Origin of the sequence: Streptomyces sp. NPDC056144 (assembly GCF_042264145.1) — a bacterium.
Classification (GTDB): Bacteria; Actinomycetota; Actinomycetes; order Streptomycetales; family Streptomycetaceae; genus Streptomyces.
Genome location: NZ_JBHJVF010000002.1, coordinates 686,354 through 702,101 on the forward strand (window position 1 = coordinate 686,354; position 15,748 = coordinate 702,101).

Genomic DNA, 15,748 nt, shown 5'->3' on the forward strand with positions numbered 1-15,748 from the left:
AGACGTGACGCGCGGTGTCAGAGGGTGCGGAGGAACGCGAGTCCGCCCGTGGCCAGGTCGTCCTGACTGGCCGCGAGGGGGCGCCAGACGGAGGCCGCGGTCGCGATCGTGGTGTTGTCCGGTGTGAAGGACTCGATGACCCACGGGCCGGTGTACTCCGCGTCCTTGACCGCCGAGGCGAAGGCGGTCCAGTCGAAGTGGTCGGCGCCGGGGGCGCCGCGGTCCGTGCCGCAGACCTGGAGGAGCGCGATACGGGATCCCGCGTCCCGGATCGCCTGGGCGGGGCTCCTTTCCTCGATGTTCAGGTGGTAGGTGTCGAGCGCGACGCCGCACTCGTCGGGGAGGGCGTCGAGGGCCTGTTCGACGGTGTTGATCAGGCTGGTCTCGTACCGGTTGAGCGGCTCGACCCCGATCCGTACGCCGCGCTCCCCGGCGTACGCGAGGACGGGCGCGAGGTTCTCCCGGAGCTCGGCGAGGACGGCGCGCCGCTCGCCCGCGTCGAGCTTCCAGGTGCGGCCCACGGAGGCGTAGGCCGGGCCGCAGACGGTCGGGGAGCCGACGGTGACGGCGACGTCCACGCAGTGCCGCAGGTAGTCCTGGGTGTCGCGGATCGTCTCGGGCGAGGCCGCCACGAGCTCGCGGCCGGGAGGCATGACGAGGACGACCGAGGCGGCGAGGCCGTGCTCGTGGAGGAGGGCGGCGGCCCGCTCGGGCGACCAGTCGCCCGGCTGCTCGACGGGGAGTTCGACGGTGTCGAAGCCCCATGCGGCGACCTTCGGGACGAGCCGGCCGAGCGTCCCGTCGGTGGACGGCGAGTCCCAGACCCAGGTGTTGACGCCGATCGCGGGCACTACTTCCCGCCCCACTTCTGCGGGTAGCCGGCCATCTTCTCGCAGCCGCAGAGCGCGTAGTGCAGCGGCGGCATGCCGGGCTTCAGATAGGTGTCCAGGTTCTCCTGGGTGATCGTCGGCTGCGGCAGGTTCCAGACCTTCGGGACGCTCTCGCCCTTGAGGATCCTCAGCGCGGCGAGGACCGGGGTACGCCACTGGTACGTCGGGTAGGTCGGGGCGATCGCGGTGAGCTTCGCGTCCTTCCACTTCTGGAGGAAGTCCTGCTGGTCCTCGCCGTTGATCGGCGGGACGGGCAGACCGGCGTCCTCGAAGGCCTCGATCGCGGCGACGGAGGTCGCTCCGGCGTCCAGCCAGACGCCGTCGATCTTCCCGTGGCGCTGGATGTAGTTGGTGACGATGCTCTTCGTCTTGGCGGCGTCGCCGTCGGTGAACTCCACGCCCACCACGTCGAGTTCGCTCTTGTCGAAGGCGACCTTCGCCGCCGACCACCGGGTCTCCAGGACGTCGACGCCGGGCAGGATCCGCAGGGCGAGGATCTTCCCGCCGGGCTTGACCTTCTCGGTGAGGAACTCGGCGGCCTCGGCGCCGAAGGCGTAGCCGCCGATCGGCTTGATGAAGGTGACGGGGCAGTCGGTGCCGACGCCGCGGTCGAAGACGATGACCGGGACCTTCGGGCAGGCGCCCTTGACGGCCGGGGTGAGGGTGGCGGTGGTGTTGGGCGAGACGATGAGGGCGTCGCAGCCCTTGGCCTGGAGCTCGGCGATGTCGGAGATCTGCTTGTCGTCCTTGCCCTCGGCGTCGAGGACGGTGAACTTGGCGATCTCGGGGTGGGCGGCGACCTCGGCCTGCATGGCCTTCCAGCCGACCTGGCGCCAGGGGTTGTTCGTGGCCGCGTTGGAGAAGCAGAGGTGGTACGGACCCGCCTTCTTGTACGTGGCGGTGTCGACCGGCTTCGGGTCGATGGCCTGCTCCCACGGCTTGTCGGCGGGGCCGGTCGGGGTCGCGGTGCGCATGGCGAGCTGGGCGTCGTAGTCGGCCTGGACGAAGAAGTCGGACTGCTCGCCGGTCTTCTTCGGTCCCTCGGTGCTCGCCCCCGCGCCGGGGGTCTTCGAGGCGTCGCTGGAGGCGCCGGGGGCGGCGGAGTCGGCCGGCAGGTCACTGGAGCAGCCGGCCAGCGCCACGAGGGCGGCCACGGCGGAGGCGGCGAGAACGCGTCTGGGAATGAGCTGCATGATGCTTCCTCTAGGCGGTGGTGGTGGCGGTGCGGGGGGTCCTGGGGCGCCGCGGGAGCCGGACGTTCCCGAGCGCGACGGCGACGACGAGGATCAGGCCCTGGACGGTGTATTCGAGGGCGCCGGAGATCCCGTACAGGTTGAGGAGGGTGAAGAGCGCCTGGAGCGTGAAGGCCCCGGCGATGGCGGCGACGGCCGAGCCGCGCCCGCCGCCCAGGGCCACGCCGCCGAGGACGACCGCGGTGATCGCCTGGAACTCCAGCCCCTCGCCGACCTTGGCGGAGACCCCGGCGAAGCCGCCGAGGAGTACCGCGCAGACCGCCGCGGAGAGGCCGGACAGGACGAAGGCCAGGATCTTCACCCGGTGCACCCGCACTCCGGAGAGCCCGGCGGCGACCGGGTTGTCGCCGGAGGCGAGGAGCGTACGGCCGAAGTCGGCGCGCATGAGGGCCAGTACGGCTCCGACGACGGCGACGAGGACGATCACGGACCACGGCACCGGGCCGAGGGTGCCCCGGCCGAAGCGGCGGAACTCCTCGGAGAGCGCGCCCCGCGGCGAGCCGTCGGTCCAGAGGAAGACGGCGCCGGACAGGACGAGGAGCATGCCGAGGGTGACGATGAACGACGGCACCCTCAGGAGGGTGGTCACCGCGCCGTTGACGAGGCCGACGAGGGCGCCGAAGGCGAGGAGGAGGGCGATCACCGGCCAGGTGGCGCCGGATTCGCCGTCGATGAGCCGGGCGGCGATGACGACCTCGGCGGTGACGAGGGAGCCGACGGAGAGGTCGAACTCGCCGGAGACGATGACGAAGTACTGGCCGGCGGCGAGGATCGCGAGCGGGGCGGCCCGCTTGACGAAGGCGAGGAAGCCCTCGGGTTCGAGGAAGAAGGGGTTCGCGGCCGAGACCGCGACGAGGAGGACGGCGAGGACGCCGAGGATGGGCAGGTTGCGTCTCATCGTGCGCGCCTCCGGCGGGCGTAGAGCGCCAGGGCGGCGACGAGGACGACTCCTCGGACGACGTCCTTGGCGAAGGAGTCGATCTCCAGCTGGTTGAAGACGCTGTCGAGGACGGCGAGGAGGAGGACTCCGCCGACCGTCCCGGCGACGCCGCCCTTGCCGCCGGCGAGGGCGGTGCCGCCGAGGACGACGGCGGCGATGGACTCCAGGTCGTAGCCGCCGTCGGTGCCGACGGTGGGGGCGCCGGCGCCGAGCCGGGCGGCGAGGAGCAGTCCGGCGGCCCCGGCCGTGAGGGAGCAGAGGACGTGGGTGGCGACGAGGACGCGGTCGGTCCGTACGCCGGAGAGGCGGGCGACCTCGGGGCCGCCGCCGACGGCGTGGATGCGGTAGCCGAGGGGCGTGCGGCGGAGCAGGAACCAGGCGGCGGCCGCGATGGCGAGCCAGAGCAGGGCCGAGACGGGCACGGGGCCGATCCGGTCGTAGCCGAGGTGCTGGAAGGACTCGGGGACGCGGCCCGCGGGTCCGTCGTAGCGGTGTTCGAGGATGCCCTTGATGACGAGGGAGACGCCGAGGGTGGCGATGAAGGCGTGCACCTTGAGGGCGGTGATGACCAGGCCGTTGACCAGCCCGGTGAGGGCGCTGACGAAGAGGACGGCGCCGATGGCGGGGAGCACGCCGTACGCGGCCATGGTCTCGGCGGCGACGAGCGAGCTGAGGCTCATCAGGAACGCGACGGAGAGGTCGAGGGAGCCGGCGAGGATGGCGAGGGTCTGGCCGACGGCGACGATGCCGAGGGCGGCGGAGCGCTGCTGGATGCCGACGATGTTGCCCTGGCTGAAGAACTGGCCGTCGTCGAGGACGAACAGCACCCAGCTGATCATGATCATGACACCCAAGGCCATGAAGACGGGCCTCGCCGGACTGTCGGCGGCGAAGCCCCGCAGCGCGGGCGGCTTGAGCGGGAGGGTCCGGAGCTGCAGGGTCATGATCCGGCCGCCAGGTGCATCACGGCTTCCTCCGAGGAGTCTGCGGGCAGGTGACCGGCGACGCGTCCGTCCCTGAGGACGACGACCCGGTCGCTCATGCCGATGAGTTCGGGAAGCTCGGAGGAGATCATCAGGACGGCCATGCCGTCCTCGGCGAGTTCCCTGACGAGCTCGTGGATGGCGGCCTTCGCCCCGACGTCGACCCCTCGGGTGGGCTCGTCGAAGAGGAGCACCTTCGGGGCGACCGTCAGCCACTTGGCGAGGACGACCTTCTGCTGGTTGCCGCCGGAGAGGTGGCGCACCTCCTGCTCGGGGCGCGGCGGGGCGAGGCGGACGCGCTCCAGGAGCTCCAGGACCTTCGGGCCCGGGACCCCGGCGCCCGGTCCGCCGCTCGCGCGGGCCACGAGCAGGGCGTTGTCCCGTACGGACTGGTGGAGGGCGAGCCCCTCCGCCTTGCGGTCCTCGGTGACGAGCCCGATGCCGGCGGCGATCGCCTCCCGCACGGAGCCGGGGCGGCGGGGCGTCATCTCGCCCCGGGTGAAGGGCTCGGCGCCGAAGAGGGCCTTGACCAGTTCCGTACGGCCCGCTCCCTGGAGTCCGGCGACGCCGACGATCTCCCCGGCGCGCAGCTCCAGGTCGATCCCGTCCAGGAGGTCGTTGCCGCCGCCGGTCACCGAGAGGAGGACCTCCCCGGCGGGGCGCGTGGCGCGCTCCGGGTAGTACTCGGTGAGCTCGCGGCCGACCATGAGGCGGACGAGCTCGGCGGTGGTGAGCTCCTCGATCGGCAGGGTCGCGACCTTGGCGCCGTCCTTCAGGACGGTGACGCGGGAGGCGAGTTCGAAGATCTCCCGGAGCCGGTGGGAGATGTAGAGGACGGCGACCCCACGCTCGCCGAGCCGGCGGACCAGCCGGTACAACAGCTCGACCTCGCTCTCGGCCAGGGCGGCGGTCGGCTCGTCCATGACGACGATCCGGGCGTCCACCGAGAGCGCCTTGACGATCTCGACGACCTGCTGCTGCGCCACGGAGAGGCGCCGTACGAGATCGCGCGGCCCGAAGGAGGTCTCGCCGAGCTCGTCGAGGAGCGAGGCCGTGGCCGCCTCCATCGCCGCGCGGTCGACGAGGCCGAAGCGCTTCGGCTCGCGGCCGAGGAAGACGTTCTCGGCGACGGTCCGCTCGGGCAGGAGGGTGAGCTCCTGGTAGATGATGGCCACCCCGGCGCGCTGGGCGTCCGTCGGGTGCTTGAACGTGACGGCGCTTCCGTCGAGTTCGATCGTCCCCTCGTCGGGGGTGTGGACCCCGGCGAGGATCTTCATCAGCGTCGACTTGCCCGCGCCGTTCTCCCCGATGAGGGCGTGCACCTCGCCCCGCTCGACGGCGAGGTCGACGTCGGTGAGGACGCGGGCGCCGGGGAAGCTCTTGCCGATGCCGGTCATCCTCAGCACGCGACCCACCCCCCGTCGTGCGCCGAGCGGAGCGCGGCGTCGGTGAGCTGGGCGGCGCGGGCGCCGTCCTCGAAGGTGGGCAGGCCGTCCCTGAACTCCCCGCCGATGGCGGCGTAGGTGTCCGCGACGAAGGCGTCGAAGCAGTCGTGGAAGCCCTGCGGATGGCCCGCGGGGAGCGGGGAGTACGGCCGGGCGGCATCGGAGAGGCTGAGCGGGTCGCGGACGAGCGCCCGGGAACCGTCGCGGCCGCCGAGCCAGAGCTGTTCGGGGTTCTCCTGGTCGAAGGCGAGGCTGCCGGAGGCCGCGGAGACCTCCAGGAAGAGGCGGTTCTTCCGGCCGGGGGCGACCTGGCTCACGGCGACGGAGCCGAGGGCGCCGGACGCGGTGGCGAACTGCACGGTGGCGAGGTCCTCGGTGAGGACCGGGCCGCTTCCCACGCGGTGCGGGACGACCACGGAGGTCTGGGCGCAGAGCTTGGTGATCCGGTCCCCCGTCACGAACTCGACGAGGTCGAACCAGTGCGAGCCGATGTCGCCGATGGTCCGTCCCGGGCCGCCGAGGGCGGGGTCGACGCGCCAGTTGTCGTCGGTCGATTCGAGCAGCCAGTCCTGGAGGTAGCTGCCCTGGACGAGGCTGACCCGGCCGAGGCCGGCCAGGCGGGCCCGCGCCTCCCTGACCATCGGGTGGAAGCGGTAGACGAAGGGGACGGCGGCGACCGCCTCCTTCTCCTTGGCCCGCTCCGCCATCGTCCGGGCCGTCGCGGAGTCGGTGGCGAGGGGTTTCTCGCAGACGACCGCGAGGCCCGCGTCGATCGCCGCGAGCGCGATCGGGGCGTGCAGGTGGTTGGGGGTGCAGACGTGGAGGACGTCGACGAGGCCGGAGGCGATGAGTTCGGCGGCCGACGCGAAGGCCCGCTCGGCGCCGAGCGCCCGCGCTCCCTCCTCGGCACTCCCCAGATCCGCTCCCGCGACGCCCACCAGGCGTGCGCCCGCTTGTCGCGCGGCTCGGGCGTGGATCCGGCCGATGAAGCCAGTTCCGACGATCCCTACCCGTACTTTCGCCGACTGCTGTTGTATGTCGAGCATGTTGCGAATCGTAGGGATGACTTATGACGAGCGTCAACCATAAGTACGCCGGGAGTTATGATTAGTGGGTTCCCACCAGTCCTGACCACGACAGGGAAGGAAACACCCAGGTGACCACCGAACCGGCAGGCGCCGGCGCCCTCTTGGCGATCCTGCGCGACGGACGCGCCCGTACCCGAACCGAGTTGGTGCAGATCACCGGCCTCGCGCGGTCGACCGTGTCCCAGCGGCTCGACGCCCTCGCGGACCAGCAGTGGATCCGCCCGACCGAGGACGCGATCTCCTCGGGGGGCCGGCCCGCCGTCGCCTTCTCCTTCAACTCCGAGGCGCGCACGGTCCTCGCCGCCGACCTCGGCGCCACGCACGCGCGGATCGCCCTCACCGACCTCGCCACCCGGGTCGTCGCCGAACGCGGTCACGACCTGCGCATCACCGAGGGCCCGGAGCACGTACTCGGCTGGCTCGTCGACCAGTTCACCGAGATGCTCGCCGAGACCGGCCGCACCCTCGACGACGTGTGCGGCGTCGGCATCGGCCTGCCCGGACCCGTCGAGCACACCTCGGGCCGGCCGGTGAACCCGCCGATCATGCCGGGCTGGGACGGCTTCGACGTCCCCGGCTGGCTCGCGCCCCGGCTCGGCGCCCCCGTCCTCGTCGACAACGACGTCAACATCATGGCCCTGGGGGAACACTGGGCCGCCAGCCCCGAGGTCGAGCACCTCCTCTTCGTCAAGGTCGGTACGGGCATCGGCTGCGGCATCATCACGGAGCACCGACTCCACCGGGGCGCCCAGGGCTCCGCGGGCGACATCGGCCACATCCGGGTCGCCGGCGCCGGGGAACAGCCCTGCCGCTGCGGCAACACCGGCTGCCTCGAAGCGGTCGCCGGCGGCGCCGCCCTCGCCGCCCGCCTCCGCGACGCCGGGGCGGACGCCCGGGACAGCCGGGACGTCGTGACCCTGGTCCGCGCCGGGAACCCGGCCGCGATCCAGCTGATCCGTCAGGCGGGCCGGGACCTCGGTGACGTGCTGGCCGCGCTGGTGAACTTCTTCAACCCCGGGGTGATCATCATCGGGGGTGACATCTCGGAGGCCGGCGAGCACCTCCTCGCCGGGGTACGGGAGGTCATCTACAGCCGCTCCCTGCCGCTGGCCACCCAGCACCTCGCCATCAGGGGCCGCGAACTCGGCGACCGCGCCGGGGTCATCGGGGCCTCGGTGATGGTGATCGAGCACATCCTGAGCCCGGCGGCGGTCGACCGGGCCATCGCGGGCTCGGGCGGCGGCTCCCCGGAGGGCGTACCCGCCTGACCAGTCAGCCCCGGTCAGCCCCGGTCGACCCGGTCAGCCCCGGTCGCGTCCCGAAGCCGTCGAGCCGAGCGCCTCGCGCACCCACTGCTCGACCTCGACGATGTGCACCGTCGTCCAGGCCTCGGCCAGTTCGGGCCGCCGGGTGACGACGGCCTCGTGGATCGCCCAGTGCTGCTGCCGGGTCCGCTCCACGGCGCTCTCGTCCACGCAGCCCCGCAGCAGCCGGGAGCGCGCGGTCGGCCCGAAGAGGCCCTCGATCAGCGAGGAGAGCACCGCGTTGCCCGAGCCCGCCGCGAGTCTGCGGTGGAACTCCAGGTCGTTCTCGATGAGTTCCTCGAGGCCCAGGTCGTCGCTTTCGAGCCGGTCGAGGACCTCGCCGAGCCCGGCGATCTCCTCCTCCGGCATCACCCGGGCCGCCATGGCCGCGGCGGCCGGTTCGAGGATCCGCCGGACCTCCAGGAACTGCAGGACGGTGTCGTCCTGCTGGAGATCGGCGACGAACGTCAGCGCGTCGAGCAGGAGACCGGGCTCCAGGCTGGTCACGTACGTCCCGTCGCCCTGCCGGACGTCGAGGACCCGGATGAGCGACAGCGCCCGCACGGCCTCGCGCAGCGAGTTGCGGGAGAGGCCGAGGCGCTCGGCGAGATCCGCCTCGCGGGGCAGCCGGGAACCGGGCCGGAGCTCACCACTGACGATCATGGCCTTGATCTTCTCGATCGCCGCATCGGTGACCGGCACGTTCGACCCCTCTCGCTCCGCGTCTCGCGTCTCACGTCTCACGTCTCGCGTCTCGCGTCCCGCGTCTCGTCTCTCGCCTCGTGGCCCCCGCAGGATAGGTCACTCGTCTGTTCGAGACCGCGAGCCGCCCGCCCTCCGCTCCCCTCCCGCCGTACGGTCGAGGGGACGGGACAGCTCACCGAGGAGGACGTCCGATGCGCAGGGTCACGTACGCGATGGGGGTCTCGCTCGACGGTTACATCGTCGGGCCGGACGGCGGATTCGACTGGACGGATCCGGACGACGAGGTGTTCCGCTTCTGGATCGACGAGATCCGCGGGGTCGACGTCCACCTCCTCGGGCGGCGGCTGTACGAGACGATGCTGTACTGGGAGACCGCCGCCGACGACCCGGCGCTCGACGAGGCGAACCGCGAGTGGGTCGGCCTCTGGAACCCGCTCCCGAAGGTGGTGTTCTCCCGCACGCTGACCGAGGTCGAGGGGGCCGCGGTCCTCGCCTCGGGCAGTCCGGCGCAGGAGATCGCGCGCCTGCGGGCCGAGCCCGGCGAGGGCGAGATCGCGATCGGCGGCGCGACGCTCGCCGCCGAGGTGGCGGCGGCGGGCCTGATCGACGAGTACCGCACCATGGTCCATCCGGTGCTGGTCGGCGGCGGCATCCCGTACTTCCCCCGCGAGGAGCGCCGGGTGGACCTCGAACTCGTCGAGACCCGCACCTTCCCCAACGGGGTGGTCTACCTCCGCCACCGGGTGGCGGGCACCCCTTCTGGGACCATGGCCGGGTGAGCGACACAGAGGCGAGGACGACCCCCGAGGGCGGCGAACCGGCCGCGCGCAAGCGCCGCCGGCGGGATCCGGAGTCGACGTACGCGGCGCTGCTCGACGCCCTGCTCCAGCTGGTCTCGGAGAGCGGCCGCGAGCCTACCCGCAAGGCCATCGCGGAGCGGGCGGGCGTCTCCGAGCGGACGGTGTTCGTGCACTTCGCCGACCGTGAGGCGCTGTACGTGGCGGCCGCCCGCCGCCAGGCCGGGCGCTGGCGCGTCCACGCGGAGCCCGTACCGCCGGAGGAGACGACCGACCGCAAGGTGGCCGCGCTCGTGGCACAGCGTGCCCGGATGTACGAGGTGATGACGCCGATCCGGAAGATCGGGCTCGGCCTGGAACCGGACTCCCCCGGGCTGCGCGGGGTGATGGCGGAGGGCGACGCCTGGTTCCGTACGGACCTGGCGGCGGTCTTCGCCCCGGAGCTGGGGCGGGTCCCGGACGCCGAGGAGCCCGGCGGGCTGCTCGACGCGGTGGAGGCCGCCGCGTCCTGGGCCTTCTGGGACCACCTGCGGACGCGCCGGGGGCTGGACGGGACGGCGGCCGGGGCGGCGATGACGCGCACGCTGCTGGCGCTGCTGGCGCAGACGGCGAGGCCCTGAATGGCACCCCGTGCCACCTGCGGGAAGGCGTCGCCAAACCCTTGACTCGTATTGCAGTCCGACTGCAATAGTGGCGTCCTCACCGAGAAGGGCGTGACACTGCCATGACTCCGATGAACCGGCGCGGCTTCGTCGCGGCCGCAGCCGCGATGGGCGCGGCGGCCGCCTCCATTTCCCTGAACCCGCAGACCGCCCAGGCGCTCGCCGAGCACGGGCGACTGCCCCAGGGGACGCGGACGCCCACGCGCACCGACGGGCTCCCGTACGAGGACGAGGCCGACTTCGCCGACGCGGACCGCGGGTTCATCGCCGCGTTCACCGGAGGACCGATCGTCAACGCGGCCGGGAAGACCGTCTGGGACCCGGCGGCGTACGCCTTCCTGGGCGACGAGGCCGGCGCCGACAAGGCCCCCGACACCGTCGACCCCAGCCTCTGGCGCCAGGCCCGGCTCCTCTCCCGCCAGGGCCTGTACCAGGTCACGGACCGGATCTACCAGGTCAGGGGCCTGGACCTGTCGAACATGACGATCGTCGAGGGCGACACCGGCATCATCGTCATCGACCCGCTCATCTCCGCCGAGACCGCCGCCGCGGCCCTGCGCCTCTACCGCGAGCACCGCGGCGACCGCGCGGTCCGGGCGATGATCTACACCCACCCGCACGTCGACCACTTCGGCGGCTGCCGCGGCGTCCTGCCGAACGGCGCCGGGGACGTCCCCGTCCTCGCCCCCGAGGGCTTCATGGAGCACGCGGTCAGCGAGAACGTGTACGTCGGTACGGCGATGGCCCGCCGCGCCGCCTACATGTACGGCTCCACGCTCCCGAAGAACGCGAAGGCGCAGGTCGGCTGCGGTCTCGGCCTCACGGTCTCGCTCGGTACGGTCGGCCTGATCGCGCCCACGAAGCTGATCGGCGCGACGGGCGAGGAGGTCGTCCTCGACGGCGTGCGCATCCGGTTCCAGATGACGCCGGGGACCGAGTGCCAGGAGGAGATGAACTTCCTCTTCCCCGACCTGCGCGCGGTCTGCATGGCGGAGAACGCCACCCACACCATGCACAACATCCTGACCCTGCGCGGCGCCCAGGTCCGCGACGCGCACGCCTGGGCCGGCTACCTCACCGAGTCGATCGGCCTGTACGAGGGCGTCGCCGACGTCGCGTTCGCCTCGCACCACTGGCCGACCTGGGGCAACGAGGCCATCGTCGGCCTCCTCACGCACCAGCGCGACCTGTACGGGTACCTGCACGACCAGACCGTCCGGCTGATCAACCGGGGCATGACCGGCATCGAGATCGCGGAAACGTTCCAGCTGCCGCCGCAGCTCGAAGGCATCTGGGCCAACCGCGGCTACTACGGCTCACTGAGCCACAACGTGAAGGCGGTCTACCAGCGGTACATGGGCTGGTTCGACGGCAACCCGGCCCACCTCTGGGAGCACCCGCCCGTCGAGCAGGCCCGCCTCTACGTGGAGTCCATGGGCGGCCAGGGGGCCGTGCGCGCCCGCGCCCGGCACTACGCGGACCGGGGCGAGCTTCGCTTCGCCGTCACCCTGCTCAACCACGCCGTCTTCAACGACCCCGACGACGCCCGCGCCAAGCGCCAGCTCGCCGGGCTCTACAACCGGCTGGGCCAGTCCGTCGAGAACGCGGTCTGGCGGAACTTCTACCTCACCGGCGCCCAGGAGCTCCTCCACGGCATCACCCCGCACTCCAGCGCCACCCTGGGTCCCGACATGTACCTGGCGCTCACGGTCGGCCAGATCATCGACAGCATGGCCGTCCGCGTCGACGGCCCGAAGGCCTGGTCGCTGCGGATGGCGATCGACTGGCACATCGGCGCCGACTACTGGCACCTGCGCCTGACGAACGGTCTCCTGACGTGGACGAAGGACACCGCCCCGGCCACGGACGCGGGCCTCACCCTCACCATGACGAAGCCCCAGCTCATCGCCCTGCTCGCGGGCAAGGGCACCACGGGCATCACCATGACCGGTGACCGGGCGCTCCTCCCGCGGCTCCTCGCGGTCCTGGAGGCCCCGACGACGGACTTCCCGATCGTCACGCCCTGAGACCCGGCGGCACCCGGCCGCGCTCAGCCCGCCCGGGGGGCGGCGAGCGCGGCCAGGTGCGCGGCGTAGGCGTCGAGGGCGGCCAGGGCCTGGGCGTCGTCGCGGTCGATGAGCCAGTTGAGGGTCAGACCGTCGAGGAGGTTCAGGCCGTAGCGGGCCAGGGTGCCGACATCCGTGGTCCACGTGATGTCCGCCTGGCGCGCGACGGATTCGAGGTGCTCGACGTTGGCGGCGAGGTAGCGCCGGTACTGCCGGCGGGCCACGTCCGCGAGACCGGGCTCGCGGAGCGCGTACTGCGTCAGCTCGTACGTGAGCTGGTGCTCGTCGGGGTGCTCGCGGATGCGGTCCCAGTAGGCGTGCAGCGTGGCGCGGATGACCTCCGGCGCGGGGGCGCCGGCCGCGAGCGCGACGGGCGGGAAGGCGAGCGAGCCGAGCATGATCCGCTCGATCACGCCGTGCAGGAGCTCCTGCTTGGAGCGGAAGCAGTAGTGGAAAGCCCCCAGGGGGAGCCCGGCCTCGCCGACGATCGCGCGGGTCGTGGCCTTGGCGACGCCGTCGCGGATCATGACGCGGAGGGCGGCCTCCACCAGCTGTTCGCGGCGCTCGTCGGCCGACTGGCGGGCCATGGTGGTCTCCCTGGGGCGTCGTCTGGTCGTACGGGGGTACGGGGCCGGGTCACGGTACCTCGCGACCAGCTGGACCGGGCGCAGAGGAAGGCGTGCCCCTCGCGACCGGCCGGACCAGGCTCAGAGGAGGCGTGCCCCTGGCGGCCAGCCGGACCGGGCTCAGAGGAAGGCGTGCCCCTCGCCCCGGTAGGTCGGGACGACGTCGACGACCCGGTCGCCCTCGACGAGGTGCAGCTCGTTCGCCCGCTCGCACAGTTCGCCGGCCTTGGCGTGCCGGAACCACACCCGGTCGCCGACGCGCAGGCCGTCGGCGGCGTCCCCGGTGAGCGGGGTCTGGACCTCGCCCGCTCCCTCGCGGGGCAGCAGCCGGAGCCCGGCCGGGTGCACCGGCACGGGCAGCCGGTCCGTGCCCGCCGGGCCGGAGGCCGTCCAGCCGCCGCCGAGGACGGTCACGTGCCGGGGCGCCGGCCTGCGGACGACGGACAGCACGAAGTGGGCGGCGGGCAGCGGGCTGAAGCTGCGGTAGTGGTCGAAGAGCACGGGGGCGTACAGGCCGGAGCCCGCCCCGAGTTCGGTCACGGCCGGTTCGGCGGAGGTGGTCTCCAGGCTGCCCGTCCCGCCGCCGTTGACGAACTCCAGCGGGGCGAGGGCCCGGACGGCCCGGACGGCGGCGGCACGGCGCTCGCGCAGTTCACGCGCGGAGGCGCGCCGCATCAGTCGGACGGCCGCGCGGGCCAGGGCGGGACCCGGCTGGTCGTCGCCGACGCCGGCGATCTGTCCCTCGTACGCCATGACGCCGACGAGCCGGAACCGCGGGCGGGCCAGGACGGCGCGGGCCAGCTCCGCGGCCTGTTCGGGCGCGTGCAGCGGTGAGCGGCGCATCCCGAGGTGGAGTCGGCCCCCGGCCAGGCGGAGCGAGGCGTCGAGGTCGAGGCAGACGCGCAGGGGCGGCCCGTCCGGGCCGACGGCGGAGGCGACGAACTCCAGGTTCTCCAGGGAGTCGACCATGAGCGTGACCCGCGCCGCGAGCCTTTCGTCGGCCGCGAGGCGGCGCAGGGCGGGGAGGTCGGCCGTGGGGTAGCCGACCAGGACGGCATGACCCCCCTCGTCGGTCCCGCCCACGCTCCCACCCTCGGCGAGCCACAGCGCCTCGGGAAGGGTGAAGGCCAGGATCCCGGAGAAGCCGGGCAGGCCGAGGACGTCGTCGATGAGCCGCCGGCAGCGGAGCGACTTGCTGGCCAGCCGGATCGGCTTCCCGCCGGACCGGCGGACCATCTGGGCGGCGTTGACCCGCAACGCGCCGAGGTCGACGACGGCGAACGGGGGCTGGAGGCCGGCGGTGGCGCGCTGGAGCTCGGGGAGGGTCGCGGGCCGCGGGGCCGGGGCCAGGACGGGGCCGCCCGGGACGGGGATGCCCGGGGCGGGGCTTCCGGTGGCGGGGGTGCCCGGAGCGGGGGCCGGAGTTGCCATGGCGTACGCGCCCTTCTCTCGACTGGCGCCCACCATGTCCTGGTCGGTTGTCCAGGTCAAGCGTCCTGACCCCTTGACTTGGACAACCGACCAAGTTCAGGCTGCGGTGGACCGCGCGGCTCCGCAGTGCGCGGCCGTTTCCATCCGTCGAGAGGACTTCCGGGCATGACCGAGGTGTGGCGCAACTGGTCGGGCAGCGAGGAGGCCCGGCCCGTCCGGGTCCTGCGACCGGGCAGCACGGCGGAGGTGGCCGCGGCCGTAGCGGAGGCGGCCCGGGACGGGCTGCGCGTCAAGGCGATCGGCTCCGGGCACTCGTTCAGCGGCGCGGCCGTCGCCCCCGGCGTGCAGCTGCGGCTGGACGGCCTGTCCGGCCTGCGCTCCGTGGACCCCGACACCGGCCTCGTCACGGTCGACGCGGGCATGCCGCTGTGGAAGCTGGGGCCGCTGCTCGCCTCCCACGGCCTCGCCATGGAGATCATGGGCGACATCGACCGGCAGACGGTCGCCGGGGCGATCTCCACCGGGACGCACGGCTCGGGGCTGCGTTTCGGCGGCATGGCCACGCAGGTCAGGGCGCTGAAGCTGGTGCTCGCCGACGGGACGTCGGTGCGCTGCTCGGCCGACGCGCGGCCGGAGCTGTTCCGGGCCGCCCGGGTGGGCCTCGGGGCGCTCGGCGTGATCACCGAGGTCACCCTCCAGTGCGTCGACCAGTTCGCGCTGCACGCCCGGGACACGGCGATGCCGGTCGCGGACGTCCTCGACCGGATCGAGGAACTCACGGAGGACAACGACCACTTCGAGTTCTTCTGGTTCCCGCACAGCGAGACCGCGCTGACCCGCCGCTTCCACCGCCTGCCCGCGACCGCGCCGCTCAAGCCGATCGGCGACCTGGCCCGCCGTTTCGACGAGACGGTCAGCGGCCTCGGTTTCGACGCCCTGTGCCGGCTCGGCACGGCGGTCCCCGCCCTGGTGCCGCCGATCGCCCGGCTCGCGGCGAAGGCGATGTCGGCGCGGGAGTTCACGGACCTCTCGCCCCGGGTGTTCGCCTCGCCCCGCGACGTACGGTTCCACGAGGGCGAGTACGCGATCCCGCGCGAGCACGCGGCGGAGGCGCTCCGCGAGATGAAGGCGTGGATCGACAAGACCGGCGAGCGGGTGTCGTTCCCCCTGGAGGTACGGTTCGCGGCCGCCGACGACATCACCCTGTCCACCGCGCAGGGCCGCGAGACCTGCTACATCGCGTTCCACCAGTACCACCGGATGCCGTACCGCCGGTACTTCGACGCGTGCGAGTCGATCCTCGGCGCCTACGGCGGCCGTCCCCACTGGGGCAAGATGCACACCCTCGACGCCGACACGCTGCGCACCCGCTACGACGGCTTCGACGAGTTCGTCACCCTGCGCGACACCCTCGACCCGACCGGCCGCTTCGCCAACCCGTACCTCGACCGCGTCCTGGGCGTCGCCCCCGACGCCGTACCAGTGACGCCGTCGGGCCCGTGACGGTACGGCTCGCGCTCAGTCTCCGAGCGCGAGCCGTCCGCCGAACGGTGCAGGG

Annotated in this window: 14 protein-coding genes; 5 read left to right on the plus strand and 9 right to left on the minus strand. The window is 72.9% G+C overall.

The window, feature by feature from the left end; translation table 11 throughout:
• Window positions 1-17: 17 nt before the first annotated feature.
• Genes ACFC0Z_RS09555 through ACFC0Z_RS09580 form a run of 6 tightly spaced genes read right to left on the minus strand, consistent with a single transcriptional unit; the run spans window position 18 to window position 6,557 of the window.
• Window positions 18-851, minus strand: coding sequence for a sugar phosphate isomerase/epimerase family protein (locus ACFC0Z_RS09555; protein ID WP_376434543.1), 834 nt, complete (start codon window positions 849-851; stop codon window positions 18-20).
• A complete protein-coding gene (locus ACFC0Z_RS09560; RefSeq protein ID WP_376434545.1) occupies window positions 851-2,083 on the minus strand; it encodes a substrate-binding domain-containing protein in 1,233 nt (410 codons plus the stop codon). The genes ACFC0Z_RS09555 and ACFC0Z_RS09560 overlap by 1 nt, the downstream gene beginning before the upstream one ends.
• 10 nt (window positions 2,084-2,093) lie before the next feature.
• On the minus strand, window positions 2,094-3,041 hold the full coding sequence (locus ACFC0Z_RS09565; protein ID WP_376434547.1) for an ABC transporter permease: 948 nt from the start codon (window positions 3,039-3,041) through the stop codon (window positions 2,094-2,096).
• Entirely contained in the window at window positions 3,038-4,027 is a 990-nt protein-coding gene (locus tag ACFC0Z_RS09570) for an ABC transporter permease (protein WP_376434549.1), read from the minus strand. The genes ACFC0Z_RS09565 and ACFC0Z_RS09570 overlap by 4 nt, the downstream gene beginning before the upstream one ends.
• Window positions 4,024-5,472, minus strand: a complete 1,449-nt coding sequence (locus ACFC0Z_RS09575; RefSeq protein WP_376434550.1) for a sugar ABC transporter ATP-binding protein — start codon at window positions 5,470-5,472, stop codon at window positions 4,024-4,026. The genes ACFC0Z_RS09570 and ACFC0Z_RS09575 overlap by 4 nt, the downstream gene beginning before the upstream one ends.
• Window positions 5,466-6,557 carry a Gfo/Idh/MocA family protein gene (locus ACFC0Z_RS09580; protein ID WP_376434552.1) on the minus strand — a complete coding sequence of 364 codons (1,092 nt, stop codon included), beginning with the start codon at window positions 6,555-6,557 and terminating at the stop codon, window positions 5,466-5,468. Before ACFC0Z_RS09580 ends, ACFC0Z_RS09575 begins: the two co-directional genes overlap by 7 nt.
• 110 nt (window positions 6,558-6,667) lie before the next feature.
• Here ACFC0Z_RS09580 and ACFC0Z_RS09585 point away from each other — a divergent pair, with 110 nt between their 5' ends.
• Window positions 6,668-7,867 carry an ROK family protein gene (locus ACFC0Z_RS09585; RefSeq protein ID WP_376434554.1) on the plus strand — a complete coding sequence of 400 codons (1,200 nt, stop codon included), beginning with the start codon at window positions 6,668-6,670 and terminating at the stop codon, window positions 7,865-7,867.
• Between the two features lie 33 nt (window positions 7,868-7,900).
• Here ACFC0Z_RS09585 and ACFC0Z_RS09590 read toward each other — a convergent pair whose 3' ends face one another.
• The gene (locus ACFC0Z_RS09590; protein WP_376434556.1) at window positions 7,901-8,605 is read right to left on the minus strand and encodes a FadR/GntR family transcriptional regulator; all 705 of its coding nucleotides are present in this window, start codon (window positions 8,603-8,605) and stop codon (window positions 7,901-7,903) included.
• Window positions 8,606-8,799: 194 nt separating this feature from the next.
• Between ACFC0Z_RS09590 and ACFC0Z_RS09595 the strand changes: the two genes are divergently transcribed.
• From ACFC0Z_RS09595 to ACFC0Z_RS09605, 3 genes are all read left to right on the plus strand, one after another.
• On the plus strand, window positions 8,800-9,387 hold the full coding sequence (locus ACFC0Z_RS09595) for a dihydrofolate reductase family protein (protein ID WP_376434558.1): 588 nt from the start codon (window positions 8,800-8,802) through the stop codon (window positions 9,385-9,387).
• A complete protein-coding gene (locus ACFC0Z_RS09600; protein WP_376434560.1) occupies window positions 9,384-10,025 on the plus strand; it encodes a TetR/AcrR family transcriptional regulator in 642 nt (213 codons plus the stop codon). The genes ACFC0Z_RS09595 and ACFC0Z_RS09600 overlap by 4 nt, the downstream gene beginning before the upstream one ends.
• Before the next feature lie 104 nt (window positions 10,026-10,129).
• The gene (locus ACFC0Z_RS09605; protein ID WP_376434562.1) at window positions 10,130-12,094 is read left to right on the plus strand and encodes an alkyl/aryl-sulfatase; all 1,965 of its coding nucleotides are present in this window, start codon (window positions 10,130-10,132) and stop codon (window positions 12,092-12,094) included.
• Between the two features lie 23 nt (window positions 12,095-12,117).
• Here the strand turns inward: ACFC0Z_RS09605 and ACFC0Z_RS09610 are convergent, their stop codons facing one another.
• Together ACFC0Z_RS09610 and ACFC0Z_RS09615 are read right to left on the minus strand one after the other, a co-directional pair.
• Window positions 12,118-12,720, minus strand: coding sequence for a TetR/AcrR family transcriptional regulator (locus ACFC0Z_RS09610; RefSeq protein WP_376434564.1), 603 nt, complete (start codon window positions 12,718-12,720; stop codon window positions 12,118-12,120).
• A 159-nt stretch (window positions 12,721-12,879) separates the two neighbouring features.
• A complete protein-coding gene (locus ACFC0Z_RS09615) occupies window positions 12,880-14,250 on the minus strand; it encodes an alanine racemase (RefSeq protein WP_376434566.1) in 1,371 nt (456 codons plus the stop codon).
• 105 nt (window positions 14,251-14,355) lie between these two features.
• Between ACFC0Z_RS09615 and ACFC0Z_RS09620 the strand changes: the two genes are divergently transcribed.
• Window positions 14,356-15,693, plus strand: coding sequence for a D-arabinono-1,4-lactone oxidase (locus ACFC0Z_RS09620; protein WP_376434568.1), 1,338 nt, complete (start codon window positions 14,356-14,358; stop codon window positions 15,691-15,693).
• Window positions 15,694-15,748 lie beyond the last annotated feature (55 nt).

Bases quoted from the DNA above. Each gene is read 5' to 3' on its own strand.
- ACFC0Z_RS09560 (WP_376434545.1), bottom strand. From the start codon at position 2,083: ATGCAGCTCATTCCCAGACGCGTTCTCGCCGCCTCCGCCGTGGCCGCC.
- ACFC0Z_RS09565 (WP_376434547.1), bottom strand. From the start codon at position 3,041: ATGAGACGCAACCTGCCCATCCTCGGCGTCCTCGCCGTCCTCCTCGTC.
- ACFC0Z_RS09570 (WP_376434549.1), bottom strand. From the start codon at position 4,027: ATGACCCTGCAGCTCCGGACCCTCCCGCTCAAGCCGCCCGCGCTGCGG.
- ACFC0Z_RS09580 (WP_376434552.1), bottom strand. From the start codon at position 6,557: ATGCTCGACATACAACAGCAGTCGGCGAAAGTACGGGTAGGGATCGTC.
- ACFC0Z_RS09595 (WP_376434558.1), top strand. From the start codon at position 8,800: ATGCGCAGGGTCACGTACGCGATGGGGGTCTCGCTCGACGGTTACATC.
- ACFC0Z_RS09605 (WP_376434562.1), top strand. From the start codon at position 10,130: ATGACTCCGATGAACCGGCGCGGCTTCGTCGCGGCCGCAGCCGCGATG.
- ACFC0Z_RS09610 (WP_376434564.1), bottom strand. From the start codon at position 12,720: ATGGCCCGCCAGTCGGCCGACGAGCGCCGCGAACAGCTGGTGGAGGCC.
- ACFC0Z_RS09620 (WP_376434568.1), top strand. From the start codon at position 14,356: ATGACCGAGGTGTGGCGCAACTGGTCGGGCAGCGAGGAGGCCCGGCCC.